The 11233-nt window shown below is 70.7% G+C and carries 12 protein-coding genes; 7 read left to right on the top strand and 5 right to left on the bottom strand.

The window, feature by feature from the left end:
• Positions 1 to 172: 172 nt before the first annotated feature.
• The 5 genes from ACIA77_RS51970 to ACIA77_RS51950 are packed head-to-tail and all read right to left on the bottom strand — an operon-like array spanning position 173 to position 4017.
• Positions 173 to 1360, bottom strand: coding sequence for a CHAD domain-containing protein (locus ACIA77_RS51970; RefSeq protein WP_395893667.1), 1188 nt, complete (start codon positions 1358 to 1360; stop codon positions 173 to 175).
• Positions 1361 to 1401: 41 nt separating this feature from the next.
• Positions 1402 to 2292, bottom strand: coding sequence for a universal stress protein (locus ACIA77_RS51965; RefSeq protein WP_395893666.1), 891 nt, complete (start codon positions 2290 to 2292; stop codon positions 1402 to 1404).
• Complete coding sequence (locus tag ACIA77_RS51960) at positions 2279 to 2557, bottom strand: DUF1918 domain-containing protein (protein WP_395893665.1); 279 nt, start codon at positions 2555 to 2557, stop codon at positions 2279 to 2281. The genes ACIA77_RS51965 and ACIA77_RS51960 overlap by 14 nt, the downstream gene beginning before the upstream one ends.
• Complete coding sequence (locus ACIA77_RS51955; protein WP_395893664.1) at positions 2557 to 3159, bottom strand: HPP family protein; 603 nt, start codon at positions 3157 to 3159, stop codon at positions 2557 to 2559. The genes ACIA77_RS51960 and ACIA77_RS51955 overlap by 1 nt, the downstream gene beginning before the upstream one ends.
• 18 nt (positions 3160 to 3177) lie before the next feature.
• Positions 3178 to 4017, bottom strand: coding sequence for a universal stress protein (locus ACIA77_RS51950; RefSeq protein ID WP_395893663.1), 840 nt, complete (start codon positions 4015 to 4017; stop codon positions 3178 to 3180).
• 378 nt (positions 4018 to 4395) lie between these two features.
• Between ACIA77_RS51950 and ACIA77_RS51945 the strand changes: the two genes are divergently transcribed.
• From ACIA77_RS51945 to ACIA77_RS51915, 7 genes are all read left to right on the top strand, one after another.
• On the top strand, positions 4396 to 4602 hold the full coding sequence (locus ACIA77_RS51945; protein ID WP_395893662.1) for a hypothetical protein: 207 nt from the start codon (positions 4396 to 4398) through the stop codon (positions 4600 to 4602).
• A gap of 33 nt (positions 4603 to 4635) precedes the next feature.
• Positions 4636 to 4746, top strand: coding sequence for a universal stress protein (locus ACIA77_RS51940; RefSeq protein WP_395893661.1), 111 nt, complete (start codon positions 4636 to 4638; stop codon positions 4744 to 4746).
• 750 nt (positions 4747 to 5496) lie between these two features.
• Complete coding sequence (acsA, locus tag ACIA77_RS51935; RefSeq protein ID WP_395893660.1) at positions 5497 to 7263, top strand: acetate--CoA ligase; 1767 nt, start codon at positions 5497 to 5499, stop codon at positions 7261 to 7263.
• Positions 7260 to 8249 (top strand): pyruvate dehydrogenase (acetyl-transferring) E1 component subunit alpha, encoded by a 990-nt coding sequence (gene pdhA / locus ACIA77_RS51930; protein ID WP_395893659.1) that lies wholly within the window; start codon positions 7260 to 7262, stop codon positions 8247 to 8249. The genes acsA and pdhA overlap by 4 nt, the downstream gene beginning before the upstream one ends.
• Complete coding sequence (locus tag ACIA77_RS51925) at positions 8246 to 9214, top strand: alpha-ketoacid dehydrogenase subunit beta (RefSeq protein ID WP_395893658.1); 969 nt, start codon at positions 8246 to 8248, stop codon at positions 9212 to 9214. Before pdhA ends, ACIA77_RS51925 begins: the two co-directional genes overlap by 4 nt.
• A 1-nt stretch (position 9215) precedes the next feature.
• On the top strand, positions 9216 to 10514 hold the full coding sequence (locus ACIA77_RS51920) for a dihydrolipoamide acetyltransferase family protein (RefSeq protein ID WP_395893657.1): 1299 nt from the start codon (positions 9216 to 9218) through the stop codon (positions 10512 to 10514).
• Positions 10511 to 10768, top strand: coding sequence for an acyl carrier protein (locus ACIA77_RS51915; RefSeq protein WP_395893656.1), 258 nt, complete (start codon positions 10511 to 10513; stop codon positions 10766 to 10768). Before ACIA77_RS51920 ends, ACIA77_RS51915 begins: the two co-directional genes overlap by 4 nt.
• Positions 10769 to 11233 lie beyond the last annotated feature (465 nt).

Below are 11233 nucleotides of genomic sequence, written 5' to 3'. Positions count from 1 at the left end.
GGACAGCACTTCGGCGGCCTCTTTGACCGGAGCCCACGGGTGAACCGTCACCACCGGCGCGGACATCACGTCTCGTGCACGCATCGGGCCCTCCTCCCTGTTCCACACTGAAAATACGAAACCGGCAGCGCCTGACTCTCCGGTCCGGAGTCACTGCGGCGGAGGACCAAGGTCACCGGGCGCGCAATGGCTCGAGTCCTCGCAGCACGACCTCCCACGCCGCCGGCAGAGCGGCGATGCACTTGCGCTGCGCGTCAGCCTCGATGCGCAGCACCGCCTCGAACCCCGGCACCGGCTCGCCTGCGTGCGCCGACAGCGAACGCAGCAATTCGCCGGCGACGACCGCGTCCTGGTGCTCTCCCAGCAGGTCTTGCAGCGCCCGGCAGTCCGCCACGACCCGGCTCAGTGTGAAGGGCAGTGCCTCCTCGGCGGCTTCGAGCGCGTACCGCAGCCGCTTGGCGCTCTTGCGCACCGCGTGCACGACTTCCGGACCGCCGTCGCCGGAAACGCCTTCGACCCGCGCAGCGGTTTCGGCCGCGACCGCCCGCACGAGATCCGGCAGGACCGCCGCGGCCGGCTGCCGCGCCACCTTTGGCTGGTCACCTCGCGGCTGCTCGCGAAGTATGACGTCGAAGACTTCGAGCGCGTTGAGGAGCTGGAGGTAGCGGTGAGAGCCGAGCGCCTCGGCGCATTCAGCCACGGCGTCCTGCGTGAGCGCTCGGAAGTGCCGGTCTGCCGCGGCCCTCCCTGGGGCGGCGTAGGGCAGGTCATCGAGCCTGCGGTGAAGGCGGTCGCACTGCACCTGCATGTCCCGCGCCGGGCCGACGCTCGCGCCGAGCCAGCGCAGCGATTCGCGTAGATTCCGCACGAGTCTGCGTCCGCCGAGCACGGGCGCGAACGTCCGCAGCGTCGCCCGGATCCGCCGCGTCGCGACGCGCAGGTCGTGCACCCCCTCAGGTTCGGCGAGCCGCACGGCGAGATCGGCGCGGGCGAGTGCCTCCACCTGCGGCTCGAGATAGCCGAGCACTACCGCCCGAGCCGTTGGATCCGGCCCTGCCCCGAGCCGGTGCCCGGTAGACACGGACGGACCTGGCACCGGTCCAAGCTCCAGGTCCCGGCTGTACGCACGAACGAGCCGGCGCAGCTCGTCGGGCACGTCGGTCACGCCGGGTGTCTCCACCCGGCACCCCCTGCCATCGCCCCGGTCGAGCTGCCAGCGATCACCGAGCCGCGTGAGCATCAGGCCGTGGCGCCGCAACCGCAAACCGAACGTGTCGTAGTAGGTGAGTTCGCAGGGGGCGAGCGGGCGCTCGGCCACCGGCGCGGCGCGAGTCGCCTGACCACCGCCCGCTGCGCCCACCGGGCCAGTACGGCAAGCCGTCGCTTGGCCACGCCGGTTCATCACTGCCGGATCCCCGGGCGGACGACCGCCACCGGGCACGCAGAGTGGACCAGCAGCGCCTGGCTCGTCGAGCCGAGCAGCATCCCAGTGAACCCGCCCCGCCCGCGGCTGCCGACGACGATCAGCTGAGCGTCCGCGCCGCGCTCCAGGAGCGTCCGTACGGGCCGGCCTCGAACGACCGCAAGTTCCACCGGAAGGCAGGGAAACTTCTCGCGCCATGGGGCGAGCTGTTCCTCCACCAGCCGACATTCGGCCGCGGCTACCTCGTGCGGGTCGAAGTCCCGGGTGCGAAGCGATCCGTCCGGCGTGATCTCGTTCCAGGTGTGGACCGCGACGAGGGTGGTATCGCGGGCAAGGGCTTCTTCGCAGGCGTAGCCGAGCGCGTCGGTGCTGTCGGGCGAGCCGTCGAGCCCAACCAGTACGGGTCCGGCCGCGGGCGGCGGATCGTCCGGCTTCACGCCGCGCACCACCACGACTGGGCACGGGGCGTGCGCGGCGAGCGCGACGGCGGTGGAGCCGACCAGCAGCCCGGTGAAACCGCCGAGTCCGCGCGAACCCAGCGCGACCAGCTCGGCGGCGACCGACTCACGCAGCAAGATCCCCACTGCACTGCCCTCGACGGTGACCCGCTTGATTCTCAGCGAGGGCCAGCGCGCGAGCACCGCGCCCTCAGCCTCGGCGAGCCAGGACTCCGCGCGAGAGCGGAATCCGGCCCGCACTGCCCGGACCGCCATTCCCGACAGCTTCGGCGGAGGCACCTGGTAGGCCTGCACCAGCCGCAGCACAGCCCCCCGGCGCGCCGCCACCGCCGCAGCGTACTCCGCGGCGTGCAAGGCCGATGCCGAGCCGTCGATCCCTGCCAGCACCACGCGTTCCTCACGTCCGGGCACTGCGCGCACCCCCCGCTTGTCGCAGGGCGCGCAGCCGCTCGAACCTCGCTCGATCTTGTTCGTCGCGCGCGGTGATCTCGGCTTCGGTCAGCACGACCGCGTCCGGACCGGGGAACACCGTCGACACGCGGTCGTCGGCAATCCAGCGGACGGTGAACGGCGGCGTGCCGCCGGATCCGCCGACCGCGATGATCCGGCCGCGCTGCTCGGGCAGGTCGACCCGGACTCCCTTCACGACGAGCCAGTCACCGGGCTGTGCGTGCATCACTCCTCCTCGAGATCCACGCCGAAGGCCGCCGCTGGCCTCACCAGTTCCACCGCTGTCACACCTTCGACGGTCTTCGCCAGCGCGGTCACGAGCCGCCGCTCGTCTTCGTCGCTGAAATTCCCGCAAACGGTCACGAGACCGCCCGCGACGGACACCGACCACAGGTCGCGGTGTCCCGTGTAGTCGCTGAACAGGCTGCGCACCTGCGACGTGATGGCATCGTCGTGCCGCACGAGCGGGCGCAGGAGGTCGCGTCGGCTCACGATGCCCACCAGGTCGCCGTCGTCGACGACCGGAACGCTGCGGAGCCGGTCGACGGGCATCCGGGCGGCGATGTCACTGACGTCGGTGTCGAGGCCCACGACCTCGACCAGCTTGGTCATCACCGAGTCCACGCGGAGGTCGGGCCCGACCGGCGCGCCGGTCAGCACCCCGCTCAGGGCGTCCGCCTCGGTGAAAAGACCGACGACCTGGTTGTCATCGTCGACCACCGGGAGTGCGGCGATACCGTGCCCCGTCAGAAGCGCGATCGCTTCCCGCACCGGAGTGTCAGGCGCTGCCCGCACCACCGGTCGGCTCATGATTTCCCGTGCGCGCACCAGGTTCCTCCTCCGACGTCAGTGGACCACTGCGACCGGACACGACGACTGCGTGAGCAGCCGGTTGCCGGTAGAGCCGAAGAGTCCGCCCGCGACCGGCCCCCGGCCCCGGGTGCCGATGACGACCAGCTGTGCGTCGTCGAAGCTCATCAGGGCCTGCGCGGCCGAGTGGTCCCGCACCGCGCGGCTTCGCGCAGTCACCTCGGGGTACCGGCCGGAGAGCGTTTCGACTCGATGGCGCAGCGCCTGTCTCTCAGAACGTTCGGCGGCTTCGGCGACTTCCGGCTCGGCCATCAGGCCTTCGTGCCACGCGTGCACGGCGACCACAGGTACGCGCCGGCTCTGCGCGGCTTCGAAGGCGAACTCCAGCACCCGATCGTCACCGTCGAATCCGGCGACGACCGGGCCGTCCGGCTTCACGCGGCCCCGCACGACCACGACCGGGCAGTGCGCGCTGGCGGCGACACGCAGCGCGATCGAACCGATCGCGACTCCGCGCAGGCCGCCGATGCTATGCGACCCCAGCACGAGCAGCTCCGCCTCCCCCGACAGCTCGACCAGCAGCTCGCCAGCGATGCCGAGGCGGACCAGGTACTCGACCGGCACTCCGGGCGCCGTCGCCTCGGCGACCCACGCCGCCCGCTTGAGCCAACGGTGCGCGCCTTCGAGCGGCAACGGGGCGTACTTCGTGTGCTCGTGCCGGCCGAGGTCGGCGGTGTCGAACATCCCGGCGTGGAACAGCAGCAACCGGCAGCGCCGGTTGGCGGCCTCCTCGGCCGCCCACCGGACGGCCGCCAGCGCCGCCTCCGACTCGTCGACTCCCGCCACCACCGCGGCGTGGGCTGCCGTTCTCGTCACGTCCTGCCTCCGTTCGCACCGCCGTCGCCGGCGGCAGACTCCACAATCGCTCGGCAGTGCCAGGCCGGTGAGAGGCCGAAGTCCCTTTCCTCCGGGACGAAAGCGCGGAAACCTTGGGCAGCGTCGCCGGATGGTCGGGCTGCTCGTGCTGCAACGCCGGCCGGTGAGGCACGGACCGTAGCTCCACTGTGGACATACCTCCGCTGCGCAACGGATCGTCGCTCCGGGCCCGGAACCCTCGACACGACCACGGGGCGTGCACCCCTCGGTCCGACACGGCCACCCTGCTGATCGCCTGGGTGTGAGACTCTGCGCGATCCCGGAAACTTCCGCGCGCGAGCGCCACGAATCGGGGTCATCACCGCCGCGACGGGTGTCGTGCTCGCGTTGTTCGACAGCTACGGCGCTCAGCCGTGTGAAGCGGACTCGATACCACCGGTGATCTCGGTCGGGGAAGCGGAACGGCACAACCTCGCGCGACGGCTGTCAGCCTGGTTCCGACGGTACCCGGACGTCGACCTCGAACCCGTCATGGAGGCGGACCGCCCGCGCGAGCGGCAGCTTGAACGCAGCGCAAGCGGCTGATCGAATGCAGCGCGGCGACATCGGCCGTGGTCCTTGGCATCCAGCGGCCGGGCGGGTTCAACCGGCATGGTGCTCGGCTCGACCACCCACGCATTGCTGCCCCACGCCCTCTGCCCGGTGCTGGTCGTCGGCAGTGAGCCGTGAGCACCGAAGCGGAGCAACGATGACCGCGCGACGCGACGGGCGGCGCGGGCGTGGCGCCGGTGGCCGCACCGTCGTCGACCACCACGGCCGTGCGGTCTACCAGTGTCACGGGAGGCCAGCCTTCGCGGTACCGGTCGACGCGGCGCGGCCGTCTCCCTGCGGACGACCTCGCGAAACGCGGCGTCGTCGATTCGCGCCCACCGCCGCACCGGTTCGTCGACGACAGCCACACCGTCCGCGCCGAACGCGACCTCAGGCGCGGCGGGCACGCCGAGTTTGCGGACCACGATTTGGTCCGGCGGCGCGTCCGGAGCACGTGCCACTTCAAGGCCACCGGGGCACCGCCGCGCGGTGCTCCCAACACGACGAGGTCATCGCCGCGATAGGTCAGGAGCCGCGCGACGAGAAGACATCCGACCGCGGCACGGTCCGCGTAACGCCTTCCTGAGTCACGAATTCGGTGGGGAAGCGTGGACTCGACGTCCCCGCCGTTCCGCCGCACCCGAGCTTGAGAAGTCCGTGCTCGCGCGACACGTGGCGGGCCTGCTAGGGACAAATGTCCGCGGCGTTCCAGCGCCGGCCACACGGCGTCCGAAAGTCCCCGGTGCGGGGACCAACGCCTCTCACGGCGCCCGGACGCGCGGAGGGAGCCTGAGTTCCCGGACACGAGGAGGCACTCATGGGGTGCTGCAGCATCGCGAGACCAGCCTGCACGGCCGGGACGCTGCCGCAACGTGACCGAGGCCGGCCGTGACCTGGGCCCGCATCGGTAAGCCGGATCAGGTCCGGGCTGCGGCCAACCTGCGCGACTACGCGCGGGCGTGCCGCGAGTTCCGATGGGACGAGGCGCGTCGGGAGCTGTCCGGTCTTCCGAATGGGAACAGCCTCAACATCGCCTGCGAAGCGGTCGACCGCCATGCGGCCGGACCGCGGCGAGAGCGGACGGCGATCCGCTGGGTCGACCGCCACGACCGCGCCCACGATCTCAGTTACGGCGCGCTCCGCGAGCGGACCAACCGGTTCGCGAACCTGCTGCATGAACTCGGGGTGCGCCGCGGCGACCGGGTGTTCACCCTCCTTGGTCGCGTGCCCGAACTGTACGTAGCGGTCCTGGGCACGCTGAAGGCCGGCTGTGTGGTGTCGCCGTTGTTCTCCGCGTTCGGTCCCGAACCGATCCGCGAGAGGCTGCGCCTCGGCGAAGGTTCCGTGCTGGTCACCGCGCCCGCTCTGTACCGCCGGAAGGTACGCGGAATCCGGGACTCCTTACCGTCCCTCAGCCACGTGCTCCTCGTCGGCGGGGACGCCGAACCCAGGACGACCGCGCTCGGCCCGGCCCTGGCCGCCGCGGATTCCGACTTCGACGCCGTGCCCACGAATCCGGAAGACCCCGCGCTGCTGCACTTCACGAGCGGTACGACCGGCACACCGAAAGGGGCGCTGCACGTTCACGAAGCCGTGCTCGCGCACCACGTCACCGCACGTTACGCCCTCGACCTCCGGCCGGACGACGTGTTCTGGTGCACCGCCGACCCCGGCTGGGTGACGGGGATGTCCTACGGTGTCATCGCTCCGCTGACCCACGGTGCCACGTTGATCAGCGACGAAGGGGAATTCGACGCTCTTCGCTGGTACCGGGTCCTGGCGGCGCAGCGCGTCACCGTCTGGTACACCGCTCCGACCGCACTGCGGATGCTGATGCGCGACGCGCGAAAACCCGAACGTTCCGATCTGGCCGCCCTGCGTTTCGTGGCCAGTGTCGGCGAGCCGTTGAACCCGGAGGTCGTGGCGTGGGGCCAGGAAGCTTTGGGCCTGCCGGTGCACGACAACTGGTGGCAGACCGAGACGGGCGCGATCATGATCGCCAATCTCCCTGCGGAGGAGATCCGGCCGGGCTCCATGGGGCGGCCCCTCCCCGGCATCACGGCCGGGATCGTGGAACGAGGACCGGACGGACGTGCTCTCGTCACCGGCGGCCGGGTCCGGGAGATCACCACGCCGGGCGTGGAGGGTGAGCTCGCCCTGCGACCCGGCTGGCCGTCGATGTTCCGGGCCTACTGGCACGACTCCGAGCGCTACGCGCGCGCGTTCGCCGGCGGCTGGTACCTCACCGGGGACGTCGCCCGGCGGGACGAAGACGGCTACTTCTGGTTCGTCGGCCGCGCGGACGACGTCATCGAATCCGCCGGTCACCTCGTCGGCCCGTTCGAAGTCGAGAACGCTCTGCTGGCACACCCCGCCGTCGCCGAAGCGGGGGTGATCGGCAAACCGGACCCGGTCGCCGGCGAACTCGTCAAAGCGTTCGTGACGCTGCACCCCGGTTACGAACCCAGCGAAACCCTCCGATGGGAGCTGCTGGCTTTCGGGCGGCACGCACTCGGCGCGGTCGCGCCCAAGGAGCTCGTGTTCGACCAGTGGTTACCGCACACCCGCAGTGGCAAAGTGATGCGCCGCCTGCTCAAAGCCAGGGAGCTGGGACTCCCCGAGGGTGATGTGTCCACGTTGGAGGTCCGGGGATGAGCAGGCGACAGTCCGCACAGAGCGCTCGCGCGAAGCACCGCACGGAATTGCTGCGGCAGATGATCCGGATCCGGCGGTTCGAAGAACGGTGCGTCGAGCTCTACAGCGCGGCGCGGATCCGCGGTTTCATGCACCTCTACATCGGCGAGGAAGCGGTGGCGGCCGGAGTGCTGCAGGCCGTCGGTCCCGACGACGCCGTGGTGTCCACCTACCGCGAACACGGGCACGCGCTCGCGCGGGGACTGCCCATGGACGCGGTGCTGGCCGAGATGTACGGGCGCACCACCGGGTGCAGCCGGGGCCGAGGTGGCTCGATGCACCTGTTCGACGCGTCCCGGCGGTTCTACGGCGGCAACGCGATCGTCGGCGGCGGCCTGCCGGTCGCCGTGGGCCTGGCGCTCGCCGACGCGATGCGTGGCCGGCCGCAGGTCACCGTCTGCCTGTTCGGCGACGGCGCCGTGGCCGAAGGCGAGTTCCACGAATGCCTCAACCTGGCCGCGCTGTGGCGGTTGCCGGTGCTCTTCTGTTGTGAGAACAACCTGTATGCAATGGGCACGCGACTGGACCGGGCCCAGGCCGAAACCGATCTCGCTGCCCGCGCCGCTTCCTACGGCATGCCGGCCTGCGCTGTCGACGGCATGGACGTACTGGCCGTCGCCGAAGCCGGCGACCAGGCCGTCGAGGCGATCCGGACCGAACCCGGCCCGCGGTTCCTCGAACTGCGCACGTACCGTTTCCGCGCCCATTCGATGTACGACCCGGACCGCTACCGCGACAAATCGGAGATCGAGCGCTGGAGGGAAGCCGACCCGATCCCCCGCCTCACGCGCCGGATGACGGAAGACGGTGAACTGACGGGCCGACGGGCGAGGTCGATCGAGACCGAAGTGGACCGGGAGATCGCCGCCGCGATCGAGGCGGCCGAGGCCGGTCCGCTCGAACCGGTCGAGGACCTCACCCGGTTCGTCTACTCGGAGCGGCCATGACCACCTACCGGGAAGCTTTGCGGGCCGGCCTGCGCGACGCCCTCGACCGCGACGAACGCACGTTCCTCATGGGCGAGGACGTCGGCCGCTACGGCGGGTGCTTCGCCGTCAGCCTCGGCCTGCTGGAAGAGTTCGGGCCGGGGCGGGTTCGGGACACCCCGCTGTCGGAGTCCGCGTTCGTCGGCGCGGGGATCGGCGCCGCGCTCGGCGGGATGCGGCCGATCGTCGAGATCATGACGGTCAACTTCAGCCTGCTGGCGCTGGACCAGATCCTCAACAACGCGGCGACGATCCTGCACATGTCCGGCGGTCAGCTCAACGTGCCCTTGGTGATCCGGATGACCACCGGGGCCGGCCGGCAACTCGCCGCACAGCACTCCCACAGCCTCGAGGGCTGGTACGCGCACATCCCCGGCCTCCGCATCGTCGCCCCCGCGACGCTGGAGGACGCGCGCGGAATGCTGTGGACCGCGCTGGAGGATCCGGACCCAGTGCTGATTTTCGAACACGGCACGCTGTACAACGTGTCCGGCGAGCTGGCGCCGGACGCGGGCGCAGTTGACATCGACCACGCGGTGGTGCGGCGTTCCGGCACGGACATAACCCTGACCGCCTACGGCGGCACACTGCGCACCGCGCTCGACGCCGCCACCGAACTCGCCGATTCGGGCATCGACGCGGAAGTCCTCGACCTGCGCACACTTCGGCCTCTGGACGAACCCGCGATCCTCGACTCGGTCGCCCGCACACACCGGCTCGTCGTCGTCGACGAAGGCTGGCGCAGCGGCAGCCTGTCCGCCGAGATCGCAGCACGGGTCGCGGAGAAGGCCCTGTACGACCTCGACGCCCCGATCGAACGCGTGTGCACCGCCGAGGTGCCGATTCCGTACGCGCAGCAACTCGAGCGCGCCGCCCTGCCGCAGCCGGCGGACGTCGTGGCGGCAGCACTGCGGACGGTGGGCTGAGGTGAGTGAATTCCTGATGCCCACCCTCGGCGCGGACATGACTGAGGGCACTGTCGTCGAATGGCTGGTGAAACCTGGTGACACCGTGCGCAAAGGGGACATCGTCGCCGTCGTGGACACCGACAAAGCCGCGATCGAGGCCGAGTGCTTCACCAGCGGGACGGTGAGCGAAGTCCTCGTGCCGGTGGGCACACGCGTTCCGGTGGGCACACCACTGGCGATCCTCGCCACGGGCCCCGAAGCGGAGCAAACCGGGCCGACGACGCAGGACCAGCGCGGGTCTGTTCCGGAGGCGGTTCCGCACGCACTGCCCGCCCTCCCCTCCGAAGTGGCGCTCGCGACACCGCCGACCCGCAAGTTCGCCGCGCAATCCGGAGTCGACCTCACGACCGTGCACGGCTCGGGCCGCGACGGACGGGTGACTCACGCTGACGTCGCGCGGGTCATCGCCGCGCGGACCCCGCTGCCGGCAGGCCGCATCCACATTTCGCCCTACGCCAGGAAGCTGGCGGCCGAACTGGGTGTGGCGGTGTCCTCACTCGTTCCCGCACAACCCGGCCGGGCGATTCAGGCACGCGACGTGCAAGCGGCGGCCCAGCGCCCGGCGGAACCGATGCTGTCGCGCCGCGGCCAGAACGCGGAAGCCATGCGCAAGGCGATCGGAACCCTGATGGCGCGGGCCAAGCGCGAGATCCCGCACTACTACCTGTCCACCACGATCGACCTGCACACCGCGACGGAGTGGCTGCGCGAACACAACCTGCACGTCCCCGTGCCCGAGCGGATCCTGCCGGCGGCACTCCTGCTCAAGGCCGCCGCGCTGGCCGCCCGCCACGTGCCGCAGCTCAACGGCCACTGGGTCGACGACAGCTTCCGCCCGGCCGGCTCGGTGCACCTCGGGGTGGCCGTCGCCCTGCGCGGAGGCGGTCTCATCACACCGGTGATTCTCGACGCGGCGAGCCGGTCCGTTCCCGAGTTGATGGTCGAGCTGCGCGCCGCGGTGACCCGGGCGAGAACCGGGGCACTGCGCTCCACGGACCTCACGGCAGGCACCCTCACCGTGACCAATCTCGGCGACAACGGCGTCGAGTCGGTGCACGGCGTCATCTACCCGCCGCAGGTCGCCATCGTGGGGTTCGGCGCGATCACCGCGCGCCCGTGGGCGGTCGGCGGCCTGCTCGGCGTCCGCCCCCTTGTCACCGCGACGCTGTCAGCCGACCACCGCGCCAGCGACGGCGCGACCGGTGCGCGCTTCCTCAGCCGCATCGCCGCCCTGCTGCAACACCCGGAGGAGCTATGACCACGCCACTCACCCGCGCCGAAGCGAGAAACGCGATCCGCGCCGCACTGGCCGGCTTCGCCGGCGAAGCCGAACTCGAGCGACTGTCACCGACGGAAAACCTTCGTGAGACTCTCGAACTCGATTCGATGGACTTCCTGACCTTTGTGGAACGGCTGTCGGAGCGGCGCGGACGCCGCATCGAGGAGAGCGACTACGACCGCCTGGCCACCCTCGACTCAGCCGCAGACTTCCTCAGCGGGGTACATCGGTGAAGACGGCGGACAAACCGTTGGTCAGGCTGTGCTCCTTCACCGTCGCAGTGCGCGTGGGGCCATCGGCGCGACATCAGTGGTCCCGAGTCTTCGTCATCGACCCGCTCAGGCTCCAGCTCAGCTCCCTGGTGGCGCCGCCCGGCCAAGTCGCCGACCACGCAAGCCACTCCGGGCAGCTGGCACCACCGAGCCACGGCGTCCGCCGCGTCCTCTTCGGACTCGCACAATTCTCGTTCAATGACCAGGCCGTGCTGGTAGACCCGGACTTCGACGACGGGGTGTCTTCACAGCTTCGAGTCTCGGTCATGACGCCAGCATCGTCCGGTGTACATCGAGATGGCCGGAAACCTATGGCGCCCCACGCAGCCCTGCACCGTCCGGCCGGCGTTCCGGAGCGGCCTTTTGCCGTGCCGATGGAGGCGGTCCGGCCCTCGTCACGCGGCGGTGTCCGGCGAAGGCTGGACC

It is taken from the genome of Amycolatopsis sp. NPDC051903 (assembly GCF_044452505.1).
Lineage (GTDB): Bacteria > Actinomycetota > Actinomycetes > Mycobacteriales > Pseudonocardiaceae > Amycolatopsis.
Note: the sequence above shows the minus strand (reverse complement) of the source record. Positions and strands in the feature narration are given on the sequence as shown.

Bases quoted from the DNA above. Each gene is read 5' to 3' on its own strand.
- ACIA77_RS51960 (WP_395893665.1), bottom strand. From the start codon at position 2,557: ATGCACGCACAGCCCGGTGACTGGCTCGTCGTGAAGGGAGTCCGGGTC.
- pdhA (WP_395893659.1), top strand. From the start codon at position 7,260: ATGAGCAGGCGACAGTCCGCACAGAGCGCTCGCGCGAAGCACCGCACG.
- ACIA77_RS51925 (WP_395893658.1), top strand. From the start codon at position 8,246: ATGACCACCTACCGGGAAGCTTTGCGGGCCGGCCTGCGCGACGCCCTC.
- ACIA77_RS51915 (WP_395893656.1), top strand. From the start codon at position 10,511: ATGACCACGCCACTCACCCGCGCCGAAGCGAGAAACGCGATCCGCGCC.